At 59.6% G+C, this 14,927-nt stretch carries 13 protein-coding genes; all 13 read left to right on the top strand.

What is annotated here, in order from left to right; translation table 11 throughout:
- Positions 1 to 11: 11 nt before the first annotated feature.
- The 13 genes from GIW48_RS06105 to fliG all read left to right on the top strand — a co-directional run bounded on the left by GIW48_RS06105 (position 12) and on the right by fliG (position 14,924).
- Positions 12 to 1,613, top strand: a complete 1,602-nt coding sequence (locus GIW48_RS06105) for a flagellar hook-associated protein 3 (RefSeq protein ID WP_170040628.1) — start codon at positions 12 to 14, stop codon at positions 1,611 to 1,613.
- Between the two features lie 279 nt (positions 1,614 to 1,892).
- Positions 1,893 to 2,822 carry a ketoacyl-ACP synthase III gene (locus tag GIW48_RS06100; RefSeq protein ID WP_170040629.1) on the top strand — a complete coding sequence of 310 codons (930 nt, stop codon included), beginning with the start codon at positions 1,893 to 1,895 and terminating at the stop codon, positions 2,820 to 2,822.
- Positions 2,823 to 3,107: 285 nt separating this feature from the next.
- Complete coding sequence (locus tag GIW48_RS06095; RefSeq protein WP_170040630.1) at positions 3,108 to 4,526, top strand: flagellin N-terminal helical domain-containing protein; 1,419 nt, start codon at positions 3,108 to 3,110, stop codon at positions 4,524 to 4,526.
- A 74-nt stretch (positions 4,527 to 4,600) separates the two neighbouring features.
- Positions 4,601 to 4,951, top strand: a complete 351-nt coding sequence (locus GIW48_RS06090; RefSeq protein ID WP_170040631.1) for a flagellar protein FlaG — start codon at positions 4,601 to 4,603, stop codon at positions 4,949 to 4,951.
- Positions 4,952 to 5,032: 81 nt separating this feature from the next.
- Positions 5,033 to 6,439, top strand: a complete 1,407-nt coding sequence (gene fliD, locus GIW48_RS06085; protein ID WP_170040632.1) for a flagellar filament capping protein FliD — start codon at positions 5,033 to 5,035, stop codon at positions 6,437 to 6,439.
- A gap of 139 nt (positions 6,440 to 6,578) precedes the next feature.
- Positions 6,579 to 6,983, top strand: a complete 405-nt coding sequence (fliS, locus tag GIW48_RS06080; RefSeq protein ID WP_138452693.1) for a flagellar export chaperone FliS — start codon at positions 6,579 to 6,581, stop codon at positions 6,981 to 6,983.
- Between the two features lie 25 nt (positions 6,984 to 7,008).
- Positions 7,009 to 7,305: a flagellar protein FliT gene (fliT, locus tag GIW48_RS06075; protein ID WP_170040633.1), complete on the top strand. Its 297-nt coding sequence runs from the start codon at positions 7,009 to 7,011 to the stop codon at positions 7,303 to 7,305.
- Positions 7,306 to 7,474: 169 nt separating this feature from the next.
- On the top strand, positions 7,475 to 8,950 hold the full coding sequence (locus GIW48_RS06070; RefSeq protein WP_017134934.1) for a sigma-54 dependent transcriptional regulator: 1,476 nt from the start codon (positions 7,475 to 7,477) through the stop codon (positions 8,948 to 8,950).
- Positions 8,951 to 9,060: 110 nt separating this feature from the next.
- Entirely contained in the window at positions 9,061 to 10,272 is a 1,212-nt protein-coding gene (locus tag GIW48_RS06065; RefSeq protein ID WP_176991503.1) for a sensor histidine kinase, read from the top strand.
- A 7-nt stretch (positions 10,273 to 10,279) separates the two neighbouring features.
- Positions 10,280 to 11,659 carry a sigma-54-dependent transcriptional regulator gene (locus tag GIW48_RS06060; RefSeq protein ID WP_236460381.1) on the top strand — a complete coding sequence of 460 codons (1,380 nt, stop codon included), beginning with the start codon at positions 10,280 to 10,282 and terminating at the stop codon, positions 11,657 to 11,659.
- Between the two features lie 131 nt (positions 11,660 to 11,790).
- Entirely contained in the window at positions 11,791 to 12,120 is a 330-nt protein-coding gene (gene fliE / locus GIW48_RS06055; RefSeq protein ID WP_017134937.1) for a flagellar hook-basal body complex protein FliE, read from the top strand.
- 16 nt (positions 12,121 to 12,136) lie between these two features.
- The gene (gene fliF, locus GIW48_RS06050; RefSeq protein ID WP_236460382.1) at positions 12,137 to 13,912 is read left to right on the top strand and encodes a flagellar basal-body MS-ring/collar protein FliF; all 1,776 of its coding nucleotides are present in this window, start codon (positions 12,137 to 12,139) and stop codon (positions 13,910 to 13,912) included.
- Positions 13,905 to 14,924: a flagellar motor switch protein FliG gene (gene fliG, locus GIW48_RS06045; protein ID WP_010208743.1), complete on the top strand. Its 1,020-nt coding sequence runs from the start codon at positions 13,905 to 13,907 to the stop codon at positions 14,922 to 14,924. The genes fliF and fliG overlap by 8 nt, the downstream gene beginning before the upstream one ends.
- Positions 14,925 to 14,927 lie beyond the last annotated feature (3 nt).

The following is a 14,927-nucleotide window of genomic DNA, read 5'->3' as shown; positions in this document are numbered from 1 at the left end:
AGCCTGGGACGATGCGTATTTCTACTGCTCAATATTTTGAAACCAGCTCCACCAAGTATTCAGATAACTACTCCAGTGTGGTCAAGGCCCAGGAGCAGGCCAGCTCCGGTGTGCGTGTGCAAACCGCCGCGGATGATCCGGTAGCGGCGGCGCGTTTGTTGTTGCTGCAACAGCAAAAAGACATGCTGGGCCAGTTCAGCGGCAACGTCACCAGCCTGAAGAACTCCCTGACCAACGAAGAAAGCGTACTGAGTTCGATCGACGATGCCATGCAGCGCGCCAGCCAGTTGGCCTTGCGTGCCGGTGGTTCGATCAGCGACGCTGATCGCCGGTCTATCGCCAGCGAGATCGGCGCGATTGAAAATCAGGTACTGGGGCTGCTCAACAGCAAAGACTCGTCCGGCAACTATATGTTCTCCGGCTCCAAGTCCCAGACCCCGCCGTATTCGCGTAACAGCGATGGCACCTACAGCTATCAGGGCGATGAAACGCCGCTGAGCCTGCAGGTTTCCAATACACTGAATGTCAGTGCTGGTGATACCGGCAAGACCATTCTGGAAGGCGCAGCAAACTCTGGGCGTACCCAGGCCACGTGGCTGCCACCGGTGCCGCAGACGGTGCCGCCTACGGTCAACGATAACAAGGTCGCGCTGTCGGCCGGGTTGGTCACTTCGGGCATCGACTACACCAAGAAATTCGCCGATGGCCAGCCTTACAAGCTGACCTTTACCAGCAGCACGCAATACAAAGTGGCCGACAAGGACGGCAACGACGTGACGTCCGAGATTCCGGGCAACGGCACGTTCGATGCCACCAAGGAAGGCAGTACCAGCGTTGCGTTGCGCGGTGTGAAGTTCGACATCACGTTGAACCTGGGCGATGTCGCGCCCGGCGCCAACTCTGATGCACTGGTCAAGGATCGTTCGTTCAGCCTGGAAGCCAAGCCGGATACCTTCAGTGTCTCGCGCACGCCAAGCAATGCCTCCACCGCACAATTGACCGGTGCCCGTGTGTCCAATCAGGCGGACTACGCCAGCACGTTCCCGGCCAACAGTGGCGCGGTTATCAAGTTCACCAGCGCCACCGCCTACGAGGTGTACGCCCAGCCTTACTCGGCCGACAGCAAGGCCATTGCCACCGGTGATACCGGCGGCGGTACAACGGTCACGGCGGCTGGGGTGACGTTTGATGTGAATGCCGGGCCACCGCAGGCGGGTGATCAGTTCTCAGTCGGTGCCAGTACCAAGAAAACCCAGAACGCGCTGGATACCCTCAGCCAGTTGCGTCAGGCACTGGAGCAACCTGCCGACAACAATCCGGCGGCGGCGATCAAGCTCAAGGATGTCCTGGATGCATCGATCAGCAACCTGGCCAATTCACGTACCCAGCTCGATAACGTGCGCGGCTCCATCGGTGCGCGGCAGAATGCCCTGGATATCCAGGCCGGTGAAAACACCAGTATTGGCTTGGCCAATACCAGCACCATGAGTGATCTGGCCAACATCGACATGGGTGAGGCGGCGATCAACCTGACGTTGCAGCAAACCATGCTGCAGGCGTCGCAGCTGGCTTTCGTGAAAATTTCCCAGTTGACCCTGTTCAGCCGCATGTAAATTCATCGCGAATACGCAGCGGCCCAGCCTGGAAACAGGCTGGGCCGTTGTCGTTTGTGCGGCTTAATTGTTTGAAGGTTTTGCACAAAGCACACAAAATTGAGTGACCTGTGAGTCATAAAGCGCATCTTCACTGTATCGTGTGAAAAGGATAAGTCGTCGCCAGGTCGTTGCGCGCAGGCTTTCAGCGAGATTTTTGTGGGGTTATCCCCTTTATTGTCAGCGCCCCCGACACCGTTCGCGGGGTGTTCTCCAGCTATTTAGTATTGGGAAGCCACAATGATTGGCATAAAAAGCATCGCCAGTTACGTGCCGGCAGACGGGATCGATAACTACGCCCAGGGTGCCAAATTCGCCAAGGATGAAGAATTCATCATTGGCAAGATCGGTTCGGCGTTCTTGCCGCGCAAGGAAGCCGCGCAGGAAACCTCCGATCTGTGTGTCGAGGCGGTCAACGCTTTGTTTGCCAACAACCCGGATTTGAAGCGTGAGTCGATTGACGCGCTGATCGTCGTGACCCAGAACGGCGACGAAGAGGGTCTGCCCCACACCGCCGCCATCGTTCAGGACAAGCTCGGCCTGCCGACCCATGTGGCCGCCTTCGATATTTCCCTGGGCTGCTCCGGCTATGTCTACGGCATTTACGCGATGAAGGGTTTCATGGAAGCCGCTGGCCTGAAAAACGGACTGCTGATCACCGCCGACCCGTATTCGAAAATCGTCGACCCAGAAGATCGCAACACCACCATGTTGTTCGGCGACGCCGCCACCGCCACCTGGATGGGCGAAGACGCGCCATGGTTGCTGGGCAAGTCCAAGTTCGGCACTGATGGTTCCGGCGCACCGCACCTGAAGGTCAGCGACGGCGTGTTCTTTATGAATGGCCGCCAGGTATTCAACTTTGCCTTGCTAAAGGTGCCGGCGCATTTGCACGAGTTGCTCAATGAGTCCGACCTCAAGGCTGACGACATCGATGCGTTCTGCATTCACCAAGGCAGTGCGGCGATTGTCGATGCCGTGGCGCGGCGTTTTGAAGATGCGCCGGTGGACAAGTTCATCAAGGACATGGTCGAGACCGGTAACACCGTGTCGTCAAGCATTCCACTGCTGCTGGAGAAGCACGTGATGGGCGCGACCTGGAAGCGCGTGGCGATCAGTGGCTTTGGTGTGGGCCTGTCCTGGGGCTCGGCGATTCTCTATCGCCCGTGACGCTTTAATAGCCTGAACGCGCTCTACGAGCGCTTCATAAAAAAACGCCGATGATCGACCGATCATCGGCGTTTTTTATTTGGCGCCAGAAAAGCCAATGAATCCGGGGTTTTGAGCTACCGTAAACCCTTGAAATGCAAGGGATGGCATAGGGCTAGTAAAAAATTTCAAAAAAACCCTCAAGCAACCGGCTCCCACGACGATAACTATTACGTAGGTTCTCAGGCCACACCCGGCGGTTGCCAGGGCCGGAAGCCGCAGTATCCATCCAACGAGGATTTCGTCATGGCTTTAACAGTAAACACCAACATTGCTTCGATCACTACTCAGGGCAACCTGAACAAAGCTGGCGGCGCCCTGGCCACTTCCATGCAGCGCCTGTCTTCCGGCCTGCGTATCAACAGCGCTAAAGACGACGCCGCCGGCCTCGGTATCGCTAACCGCATGACCAGCCAGATCAACGGCCTGGGTCAAGCTGTAAAGAACGCCAACGATGGTATCTCCATCGCGCAGACCGCTGAAGGCGCAATGCAGGCTTCGACCGACATTCTGCAAAAAATGCGTACCCTGGCTCTGTCCTCGGCTACCGGCTCCCTGAGCACCGACGACCGTAAGTCGAACAACGACGAATACCAGGCTCTGACTTCGGAACTGACCCGTATCGCTCAAACCACTACTTTCGGTGGCCAGAAGCTGCTGGACGGTTCGTACGGTACCAAAGCTATCCAGGTTGGCGCCAACGCTAACGAAACCATCAACCTGTCCCTGGACAACGTTGCAGCCAACAACATCGGTTCGCAGCAGATCAGCAGCCTGGGCATCGCTCCGAGCACTACGGGAGTTGCAGGTGGCCCAATCGCCGTAACCGGTAACGGCCAGACTGCCTCCGTTACTATCGGTGCTAAAGCTTCTGCTCAACAAATTGCTGCCCAGCTGAACGGTGCTATCGGTGGTCTGAGCGCTACCGCCAGCACCGAAGCACAGTTCGTGGTCGGCGGCGCTGCTGCTACCGCTCCGGCTTCGTTCACCATGACCGTTGGCGGCCAAGCCACTACGTTCGTTGGCGTGACTGACACCGCCAGCCTGGCAGAACAGCTGAAGTCCAACTCGGCCAAACTGGGTATCAGCGTTAACTTTGACCAATCCAAAGGCACCCTGTCGGTTAAATCCGACACCGGCGAAAACCTGACTTTCAGCTCTTCGACTGCTGCCGGTTCGATCACTGTTGCCACTAAAAACGGTGCCGGCGCTTACGGCACTGGTATTGCCCTGGCCGACGGCCTAATCGCTACCGGCGCTGTGAACTTGAACTCCTCGAAGGGTTACTCCTTGGAAGGTGCTGGTGTGACCGATGTCTTCGGTGCCGCTACTTCGGCTGCTTCGACCAAGACCCTCGTATCGCAGACCGACGTGACTGACGCCACCAAGGCCCAGAACGCTGTGTCCGTGATCGACCAGGCTATCGCTACCATCTCCAGCTCCCGTTCGGGCCTGGGTGCGGTACAGAACCGTCTGACCAGCACTGTGGATAACCTGTCCAACATCCAGAAAAACAGCACCGCTGCTCGCTCCACCATCCAGGACGTCGACTTCGCTTCCGAAGCCGCTGAACTGACCAAGCAGCAAACCCTGCAGTCCGCTTCCACTGCGATCCTGTCGCAGGCTAACCAGCTGCCATCCGCTGTACTGAAGCTGCTTCAGTAATCACGGCACTTGGTAACTGACGGAAGGGCGCGTTTACGTGCCCTTTCGTCTTTTCCAATCAGAGGAGATTGGGCATGGACATGAATGTAAAGTTGAACTTGTCTTATCCGCCGCTGGCCACTCAAGGCAGTGCGGCACCTGTGGTTGCTGACAAAGACAAGAGCAAGGTTGAGCCGGCCGCGCCAACCGCAGACGCGTCCCAAAAGGGCGATCTGGAAAAAGCGGTCACTGATATTAAAGAATTCGTACAAGCGGCCCAGCGTAATCTGGATTTTTCTATTGATGATTCCACCCACAGGGTTGTGGTCAAGGTCATTGCCACCGACACCGGTGAAGTGATCCGCCAGATTCCCTCGGAAACTGCCTTGAAGCTGGCGCAAAGCTTGTCCAGCGCCAGCCACGTGTTGTTTGACGACAAGGCTTAAGCTGGCATGAAATTTGTTGCTGCTACGACTTGAAGTGTTGTTCGTCAAGATAACGGCAGCCACCGGAACAGGAGAAAGATGATGGCGGGTACAACGATTACGGGCGTGGGATCGGGCTTCGATACCCAGGCGATTGTGAAGTCCCTGGTGGATGCCGAGCGCGCGCCGAAACAGGCGCAGATCAACACCCAATCGCAAAAGGCAACTACCCAGCTGTCGTCGATCGGCAAGATCCAGGCTGCCCTGGACGCCTTCCGTGGTGCGCTGACCAGCATGGGCACCGATAACAGCTTCAGTGGCTTGACCGGTACGTCTTCGGATGAAAAGGTCGCCACCATGACGGCTAACCCGGGGGCTGCGAACGGTAGCTTTTCGTTGATCGTCAACCAGCTGGCCACACCGTCGAAGCTATCGACCAAAACGTTTGTCGGTGGCCAGTCGACAGTCGTGAACGCCGGCACCACGCCGACAACGCTGACCATCTCGCAGTCGGGCAAGAACTTCGACCTGAGTGTGCCGGCGGGCGCGACGCTGCAACAGGTGCGTGATTCGATCAACACCACGTTCGGCACCGCCGGCTTGAGTGCCAACATCCTCACAGACTCCACGGGTTCGCGTCTTATTCTGACCTCCACCAATGGCGGGGTTGGTTCGGACCTGACGATGTCGGGCAACTCTGGGATTGATACCGGCTACACGGTAGTCAGCCCGCCTCAGAACGCCAAGTACACCATTGATGGTATTGCGGCGGAGTCCAAATCCAACAGCATCACGGATGCGGTGAGTGGGGTGAGCATTAAATTGCTGTCGCTGTCGCCTACGGTCACGGCCAACGATCAGACTAAAGACGCGCCACGTACGGCCATGACCATTTCGGTCACCACCAGCACCACCGCGCTCAAGTCCGGGGTCAAGGGCTTCGTCGACACTTATAACGCCCTGCTCAAGGCCATGAACGCCGAGACCAAGGTCACCAAAGATGCTGCCGGTAACTCCATTGCCGCGACCCTGACCGGCGACTCGACCATGCGCACCTTGCAGGCGGCGATCCGTAACGAGTTCAACTCACTCTCCGGCAACGGTACCATCAAGTCCCTGGCGCAATTTGGTGTCACCACCGACCAGGATACAGGCGCGCTGAGCATCGACAGCAAGCAGTGGGACAAGGCGGTGCTGACCAATGCCGCCGATATCAACAGTATCTTCAGCGGCAAGACCGGTCTGCTCGCACGCTTGACGGCCGCGACCGACTCCTACGCCAAGCCCACCACCGGGATTCTGGCGACACGCACGACGTCGTTGGCCGACAGCCTGAAAGATCTGACCAAGCAGCAGACCGATCTGGATGAGCGTCTGACGACGATGCAAGACGCCTTGACCCGCAAGTACACGGCCATGGATACCCTGGTGGCGCAGTTGCGCCAGCAGAGCAACAGCATTCTCGGCACGCTCAATGCGATCAGTAATTCGAAAAGCAGCAGCAGCTGATTGATCGCATAAAAAAAGCCCGGGTCCGTTGACCTGGGCTTTGTTCTTTCTGAGACCGGCGGGTTAAAGTTTTTTGCGACCCAGTCGACATATTGGTTACTGAAAACCTTCTCGCTGTTGCCTGTCACGAGGTAGAAACATGAATCCCATGAGAGCCCTTCGCCAATACCAGAAGGTCAATTCCCATGCCCAAATCTCTGAGGCCAGCCCGCATCGCCTGGTGCAGATGCTGATGGAAGGTGGCCTGGACCGTATGGCCCAAGCCAAAGGCGCGCTGGCGCGTGGCGACGTCGCTCAGAAAGGCCTGATGCTGGGCAAGGCCACCGATATCCTGATCGGCCTTCGTGATGGCCTGAATGCGGAAAAAAGCGATAACAAGGAATACGTCCAGCAATTGGAAGGCTTGTATGTGTACATGACCAACCGTTTGATGGAAGCCAACCTGCATAACGACGCCGACATGATCGACGAAGTCGCCCGTTTGCTGATTACCGTAAAAGAAGGCTGGGATGCCATCGCTGAGCCACAAGGTGCTGCACAATAAGGCCAACGGCCTTGAGGAATACGTCATGAGCCACGCACTGCAACGCATTGATGAAACCCGTGAAGCGCTGATCGGCGCGTTGGCGGAGCGCAACTGGGACGCCATTGGTGAACTGGATATGGGCTGCCGCAACGTCATCGATGAAGTGCTCAGCGAAGCGCCGGTGGACGAGGATGCACTGCGGGAAAAGCTGGAAAGCCTGCTGGCGGTGTATCAGCAGTTGCTGGAAGTGACGACCGGCGAGCGCCAGGCGATTTTCGAAGAGATGTCGCAGATCAACCGCGCGCAAAGTGCGTCAAAGGTTTACCATCTGTTCGGCTGAACTGGCTCAGTTAATCCGAACAGCGCGTCATATATTTGACTGTGCTCGTATTTTTGACTTAACTAGTGCTGTTTTCAGATTTCAGGCGTCAGTAAGGTATGAAGTCCTACAGGCGTCTCGATTGCCCTCACTCTGGGGCAGGAAGTTTTACTAGGGAAGTTGCTATTGCATGTGGCGTGAAACCAAAATTCTGCTGATTGATGACGATAGCGTCCGCCGCCGCGATTTAGCGGTGATTTTAAATTTTCTCGGTGAAGAAAATTTACCCTGCGGCAGCCATGACTGGCAGCAGGCGGTCAGCTCTTTGTCGTCGAGCCGTGAAGTTATCTGTGTGCTGATCGGGACGGTAAATGCTCCTGGCGCCATTTTGGGCCTGTTAAAGACACTGTCGACCTGGGATGAGTTCCTTCCGGTGTTGCTGATGGGCGATATTTCTTCCGTGGACCTGCCGGAAGACCAGCGCCGCCGCGTGCTTTCAACCCTGGAAATGCCGCCCAGCTACAGCAAATTGCTCGATTCGCTGCACCGTGCCCAGGTCTATCGCGAGATGTACGACCAGGCCCGCGAGCGCGGCCGTCACCGTGAACCCAACCTGTTCCGCAGCCTCGTCGGCACCAGCCGTGCGATCCAGCACGTGCGCCAGATGATGCAGCAAGTCGCTGACACCGACGCCAGCGTGCTGATCCTTGGCGAATCCGGCACCGGCAAGGAAGTGGTCGCCCGCAACCTGCACTACCACTCCAAGCGCCGCGACGGGCCTTTCGTGCCGGTCAACTGCGGGGCGATCCCGGCAGAGCTGCTCGAAAGCGAACTGTTCGGCCACGAGAAGGGCGCCTTTACCGGGGCGATCACCAGCCGTGCCGGGCGTTTTGAGCTAGCCAACGGCGGCACCTTGTTCCTCGACGAAATCGGCGACATGCCGCTGCCGATGCAGGTCAAGCTGTTGCGCGTGTTGCAGGAGCGCACCTTCGAGCGCGTGGGCAGCAACAAGACCCAGAGCGTCGACGTGCGCATCATTGCCGCCACCCACAAAAACCTCGAAAGCATGATCGAGGTCGGCAGCTTCCGCGAAGACCTGTACTACCGCCTCAACGTATTCCCCATCGAGATGGCCCCGCTGCGCGAGCGCGTGGAAGACATCCCGTTGCTGATGAACGAGTTGATCTCGCGCATGGAGCACGAAAAGCGCGGTTCGATCCGCTTCAACTCCGCGGCGATCATGTCCCTGTGCCGCCACGGCTGGCCGGGCAACGTGCGTGAGCTGGCCAACCTGGTGGAGCGCATGGCGATCATGCACCCCTACGGTGTGATCGGCGTGGTCGAGCTGCCGAAGAAATTCCGCTACGTCGACGACGAAGACGAGCAACTGGTCGACAGCCTGCGCACCGACCTCGAAGAGCGCGTGGCCATCAACGGCCACACGCCGGACTTCGGCTCCACCGCCATGTTGCCGCCCGAAGGCCTGGACTTGAAGGACTACCTCGGCAGCCTCGAACAAGGCCTGATCCAGCAGGCGCTCGACGATGCCAACGGCATTGTCGCCCGTGCCGCCGAACGCCTGCGTATCCGTCGAACCACCCTGGTGGAGAAGATGCGCAAGTACGGTATGAGCCGGCGAGAAGGTGATGAACAGGCGGATGATTGACGCCTGTTTTTTAAGCTACTGAAATATCAGTAGTTTTTTTTCGGCACGGGTATTGCTATAGCCCTCGCAACGTTCCGTTTAACTGACGGTCAGCCAAGCGAGAGAGCATGATGCCCCACGCCGCCCAACTTTCTACAGCCCCTGCTATCCCGGGGCTCGTTCCGTCTGCAGAGCCGCTTACCCGGCAGGGTCTTGAGCAGGCGTTCTCGCAGTTCAGCCAGATGTCGAGCCAACTGACTGACTCTTACAGCTTGCTGGAGGCGCGGGTTTCCGAGCTTAAAGGCGAGCTGGCGGTGGTCAGTGCCCAGCGCATGCAAGAGCTGGCCGAGAAAGAGCGCCTGGCCAACCGTCTGCAAAACCTGCTGTCGCTGCTGCCCGGTGGCGTGATCGTCATTGATGATCAGGGCCGCGTGCGTGAAGCCAACCCGGCTGCCGTCGACATGCTCGGCCTGCCGCTGGAAGGCGAGTTGTGGCGGGAAGTCATCGCCCGCTGCTTCGCCCCCCGTGAAGACGACGGCCACGAAATCTCCCTCAAGGACGGCCGGCGTCTGTCCATCGCCACCCGTTCCCTGGACGCCGAGCCCGGCCAACTGGTGCTGCTTAACGACCTGACGGAAACCCGTCACCTGCAAGACCAACTGGCGCGTCATGAGCGCTTGTCATCGTTGGGGCGGATGGTTGCTTCTTTGGCGCATCAGATCCGCACGCCGTTGTCGGCGGCGCTGATCTACGCCAGTCATTTGACTGATGAGCAATTGCCGGCCGCCACCCACCAACGTTTTGCTGGCCGCCTCAAAGAGCGTCTGCACGAGTTGGAGCACCAGGTGCGCGACATGCTGGTGTTTGCCCGCGGCGAATTGCCGCTGACCGACCGCGTTACGCCCGCTATGTTGATGCAGTCGCTGCAAGCGGCGGCGGCCACCCATATCCAGGACGCCCAGGTGCGTTGGCAGTGCGACAGCCACCAGGGCGAGTTGCTGTGCAACCGCGACACCCTGGTCGGCGCTTTGCTCAACCTGATCGAAAACGCCACCCAGGCAAGTCTGCCCGGGGCGCGGCTCAAGGTGCACCTGTACACCCGCGAGCAAACCCTGCGCCTGTGTATCAGCGACAGCGGCAGTGGCATTGAGCCGCGTGTGCTGCAACGCCTGGGCGAACCGTTTTTTACCACCAAGACCAACGGCACCGGCCTCGGCCTGACCGTGGTCAAGGCAGTGGCGCGTGCGCATCAGGGAGAATTGCAGCTGCACTCCCGGTTGGGGCGTGGCACCTGTGCATTGATGACCTTGCCGCTGTTTTCCAGCACGGTAAGCGCGGAGTAAAAGGACTATGGCTATCAAGGTTTTATTGGTCGAAGACGATCGTGCCCTGCGTGAAGCATTGGCTGACACGCTGCTGTTGGCGGGCCATGACTACCGGGCGGTCGGTTCTGCCGAGGAAGCCTTGGAGGCGGTCGAGCAGGAATCTTTCAGCCTGGTGGTCAGTGACGTCAACATGCCCGGCATGGACGGCCACCAGTTGCTCGGCCTGCTGCGCGCGCGCCAGCCGCAGTTGCCGGTGCTGCTGATGACCGCCCATGGCGCCGTGGAGCGGGCGGTGGACGCCATGCGCCAGGGCGCGGCGGATTACCTGGTCAAACCCTTTGAACCCAAAGCCCTGATCGAGCTGGTTGCCCGGCATGCACTCGGCGTTGTTTCGAATGCCGACGGCGAAGGCCCGATTGCCTTTGAGCTGGCCAGCGCACAGTTGCTGGAACTGGCAGCGCGTGTGGCGCGTAGCGATTCCACCGTGCTGATCTCCGGCGAGTCCGGCACCGGTAAAGAAGTGCTGGCGCGGTATATCCACCAGCAATCGAGCCGCGCCAAACAACCCTTTATCGCGATCAACTGCGCGGCCATCCCCGACAACATGCTTGAAGCCACCTTGTTCGGCCATGAAAAAGGCTCGTTCACCGGCGCCATCGCGGCCCAGGCCGGCAAGTTCGAACAGGCCGACGGCGGCACCATCCTGCTCGACGAAATCTCGGAAATGCCCCTGGGCCTGCAAGCCAAGCTGCTGCGGGTGTTGCAGGAGCGTGAGGTTGAGCGTGTGGGCGCACGCAAGCCGATCCAGCTGGATATCCGCGTGGTTGCCACCACCAACCGCGACCTCGCGGGCGAAGTGGCGGCGGGGCGCTTTCGTGAAGACCTGTTCTACCGGCTATCCGTATTCCCGCTGGCCTGGCGCCCGTTGCGCGAGCGCCCGGCGGATATCATCCCGCTGGCCGAGCGCCTGCTGAACAACCACGTCAAAAAAATGAAGCACGCCCAGGCGCGGTTGTCGGCTGAGGCCCAGGCTTGCCTGATCAGCTACCCATGGCCCGGCAACGTGCGCGAATTGGACAACGCCATCCAGCGCGCGCTGATTTTGCAGCAGGGCGGCTTGATCCAGCCGCAAGACTTCTGCCTGGCCATGGGCAATGGCAGCGCGCCGTTGCCGAGCCTGGCGCCCGCACCGGTGGCGGCTGCCGAAACCGAGTCCGGCGGTGCCCTGGGCGACGACCTGCGCCGCCGCGAATTCCAGATGATCATCGACACCTTGCGTGCCGAGCGCGGCCGTCGCAAAGAGGCCGCTGAACGCCTGGGCATCAGCCCGCGCACCCTGCGCTACAAGCTGGCACAGATGCGCGACGCCGGGATGGACGTGGAAGCCTACCTTTTCGCCACGTGAAAAATTCTTGGGCTGACAGGGTTTGTCGCCTTTTCTTACGAATTGCCACGGAGCTGGCACCCTTGTTGCTACCACCCGTAGTAACCGCTGCGTAGTGTCAAAAAATTGCGGGTCGTCGGAGAGAGAAGGTCATGAGCCAGGGTATTGAGTTCAATCGGTTGATGTTGGATATGCGCTCCATGCAAATGGATGCCATGGCTCAACCGAAATCCGTCGCGCCAGCGCCGGAATTGGGCCAAAGCAGTTTTGCCGACATGCTCGGTCAGGCAATCAACAAAGTCAGCGACACCCAGCAAGCCTCCAGTCAGTTGGCCACCGCCTTCGAGATCGGCAAGAGCGGCGTGGACCTCACCGATGTGATGGTCGCCTCGCAAAAGGCCAGCGTTTCCTTTCAAGCCTTGACCCAAGTGCGCAACAAGCTGGTTCAGGCTTATCAAGACATCATGCAGATGCCGGTTTAAGGACGAGATTTAAGTCATGGCAGAAGCAGTCTCCGACAACGTACCCGCCAAGGCAGACGGCAAGCCGCCGCTGTTTGGCCTGTCGTTCCTGGAAAACCTCTCGGAAATGACCATGCTGCGTCAGGTGGGCCTGATGGTCGGCCTGGCCGCCAGTGTGGCGATTGGTTTTGCCGTGGTGTTGTGGTCGCAACAACCTGATTACCGCCCGCTGTACGGCAGCCTGGCCGGCATGGATTCCAAGCAGATCATGGAAACCCTGGCCGCCGCCGACATCGCCTACACCGTGGAGCCCAACTCCGGCGCCTTGCTGGTCAAGGCTGATGACGTGGCCCGTGCGCGCATGAAGCTGGCTGCAGCCGGCGTAACGCCGTCCGACAGCAATATCGGTTTTGAAATCCTCGACAAGGACCAGGGCCTGGGCACCAGCCAGTTCATGGAAGCCACCCGTTATCGGCGTGGCCTGGAAGGCGAACTGGCGCGCACCATCAGCAGCCTGAACAACGTCAAGGGCGCCCGCGTGCACCTGGCGATCCCGAAAAGCTCGGTGTTCGTGCGTGACGAACGCAAGCCCAGTGCTTCGGTGTTGGTTGAACTGTTTTCCGGCCGCTCCCTGGAGCCTGGCCAGGTACTGGCGATCATCAACCTGGTGGCCACCAGCGTTCCCGGATTGAGCAAGTCGCAAATCACCGTGGTCGACCAGAAGGGCAACCTGCTGTCCGACCAGGCCGAGAACTCCGCGCTGACCCAGGCCGGCAAGCAGTTCGACTACAGCCGTCGCATGGAAAGCATGCTGACCCAGCGCGTGCACAACATCCTGCAACCGGTGTTGGGCAACGATCGCTACAAGGCTGAAGTGTCCGCCGACGTGGATTTCAGCGCGGTCGAGTCGACCTCCGAACAGTTCAACCCCGACCAACCGGCGCTGCGCAGCGAGCAGTCCACCAGCGAACAACGCACCGCCAGCAATGGCCCGCAAGGTGTGCCGGGTGCCCTGAGCAACCAGCCACCGGCTCCGGCGACTGCACCACAAACCACCGGTGGCGCGGCCGCTACGGCTGGCGCGATCCAGCCTGGGCAGCCATTGTTGGACGCCAACGGCCAGCAGATCATGGACCCGGCCACCGGCCAGCCGATGCTCGCGCCGTACCCGGCGGACAAGCGTAACCAGTCGACCAAGAACTTCGAACTCGACCGTTCCATCAGCCACACCAAGCAGCAGCAGGGCAAGATCAATCGCCTGTCGGTGTCGGTGGTGGTCGATGATCAGGTCAAGGTCAACCCGGCTGACGGCGCCGTCACCCGTGCGCCGTGGAGCACTGATGAATTGGCCCGTTTCACGCGCCTGGTGCAGGACGCCGTCGGCTTCGACGCCAGCCGGGGTGACAGCGTCAGCGTGATCAACATGCCGTTCTCCGCCGAGCGCGCCGAAGTGATCGCCGACCCGGCGTTCTACACGCAGCCGTGGTTCTGGGACATCGTTAAACAAGTGCTGGGTGTGTTGTTCATTCTGGTGCTGGTGTTCGGCGTGCTGCGTCCGGTGCTCAACAACATCACCGGCAACGGCAAGAAACAGCTGGCCTTGGCCGGTGGCGACGTCGAGTTGGGTGGCATGGGCGGCCTGGACGGCGAACTGGCCAACGACCGCGTCAGCCTCGGCGGCCCGCAAAGCATCCTGTTGCCAAGCCCGAGCGAAGGCTATGACGCTCAGCTGAACGCAATCAAGAGTCTGGTAGCAGAAGACCCGGGCCGTGTGGCCCAGGTCGTGAAAGAGTGGATCAACGCAGATGAGTGATAATCGAGCCGCTGTTGCCAAGCTCACCAAGGTCGACAAAGCCGCAGTCCTGCTGCTGTCCCTGGGTGAAACCGACGCTGCCCAAGTGCTGCGCCACATGGGGCCTAAAGAGGTCCAGCGCGTGGGCGTGGCCATGGCGCAGATGCGCAATGTGCACCGCGAGCAAGTCGAACAGGTGATGAGTGAGTTCGTCGAGATCGTCGGCGACCAGACCAGCCTGGGCGTCGGCTCCGACAGCTATATCCGCAAGATGCTCACCTCGGCACTCGGCGAAGACAAGGCCAACGGCCTGATCGACCGCATCCTGCTGGGTGGCAACACCAGTGGCCTGGACAGCCTCAAGTGGATGGAGCCGCGCGCGGTGGCCGACGTGATCCGCTACGAGCACCCGCAGATCCAGGCCATCGTCGTCGCTTACCTCGACCCGGACCAGGCCGGTGAAGTGCTCGGCCACTTCGACCATAAAGTACGCCTGGATATCATTCTGCGCGTGTCGTCGCTGAACACCGTGCAGCCGGCAGCCCTGAAAGAACTCAACACGATTCTGGAGAAGCAGTTCTCTGGCAACTCGAACGCTTCGCGCACCACCTTGGGCGGCATCAAGCGTGCGGCCGACATCATGAACTTCCTCGACAGCTCGGTCGAAGGCCAGTTGATGGACTCGATCCGCGAGATCGACGACACCCTGTCCGGCCAGATCGAAGACCTCATGTTCGTGTTCAACAACCTCTCCGATGTCGATGACCGTGGCATCCAGGCGTTGCTGCGCGAAGTCTCCTCCGACGTGCTGGTGCTGGCCCTCAAAGGCTCGGACGAAAACGTCAAAGAGAAGATTTTCAAGAACATGTCCAAGCGTGCGTCCGAACTGTTGCGCGACGACCTCGAAGCCAAAGGCCCGGTGCGCGTCAGCGACGTCGAAACCGCGCAGAAAGAAATCCTCACCATTGCCCGCCGTATGGCCGAAGCCGGAGAAATCGTTCTCGGTGGGAAGGGCGGCGAAGAAATGATCTAAGGC

Origin of the sequence: Pseudomonas sp. PA-6-3C (assembly GCF_021605825.1) — a bacterium.
Classification (GTDB): domain Bacteria; phylum Pseudomonadota; class Gammaproteobacteria; order Pseudomonadales; family Pseudomonadaceae; genus Aquipseudomonas; species Aquipseudomonas edaphica.
This window is presented reverse-complemented; position numbering and strand designations above follow the sequence as displayed.

What these genes read in the sequence shown, in the direction of transcription:
- fliE (WP_017134937.1), top strand. Translation starts at nt 11,791, where the DNA reads ATGAGCCAGGGTATTGAGTTCAATCGGTTGATGTTGGATATGCGCTCC.
- GIW48_RS06065 (WP_176991503.1), top strand. Translation starts at nt 9,061, where the DNA reads ATGCCCCACGCCGCCCAACTTTCTACAGCCCCTGCTATCCCGGGGCTC.
- GIW48_RS06105 (WP_170040628.1), top strand. Translation starts at nt 12, where the DNA reads ATGCGTATTTCTACTGCTCAATATTTTGAAACCAGCTCCACCAAGTAT.
- fliT (WP_170040633.1), top strand. Translation starts at nt 7,009, where the DNA reads ATGAGCCACGCACTGCAACGCATTGATGAAACCCGTGAAGCGCTGATC.
- GIW48_RS06090 (WP_170040631.1), top strand. Translation starts at nt 4,601, where the DNA reads ATGGACATGAATGTAAAGTTGAACTTGTCTTATCCGCCGCTGGCCACT.
- fliD (WP_170040632.1), top strand. Translation starts at nt 5,033, where the DNA reads ATGGCGGGTACAACGATTACGGGCGTGGGATCGGGCTTCGATACCCAG.
- fliG (WP_010208743.1), top strand. Translation starts at nt 13,905, where the DNA reads ATGAGTGATAATCGAGCCGCTGTTGCCAAGCTCACCAAGGTCGACAAA.
- fliF (WP_236460382.1), top strand. Translation starts at nt 12,137, where the DNA reads ATGGCAGAAGCAGTCTCCGACAACGTACCCGCCAAGGCAGACGGCAAG.
- GIW48_RS06095 (WP_170040630.1), top strand. Translation starts at nt 3,108, where the DNA reads ATGGCTTTAACAGTAAACACCAACATTGCTTCGATCACTACTCAGGGC.
- fliS (WP_138452693.1), top strand. Translation starts at nt 6,579, where the DNA reads ATGAATCCCATGAGAGCCCTTCGCCAATACCAGAAGGTCAATTCCCAT.
- GIW48_RS06100 (WP_170040629.1), top strand. Translation starts at nt 1,893, where the DNA reads ATGATTGGCATAAAAAGCATCGCCAGTTACGTGCCGGCAGACGGGATC.
- GIW48_RS06060 (WP_236460381.1), top strand. Translation starts at nt 10,280, where the DNA reads ATGGCTATCAAGGTTTTATTGGTCGAAGACGATCGTGCCCTGCGTGAA.
- GIW48_RS06070 (WP_017134934.1), top strand. Translation starts at nt 7,475, where the DNA reads ATGTGGCGTGAAACCAAAATTCTGCTGATTGATGACGATAGCGTCCGC.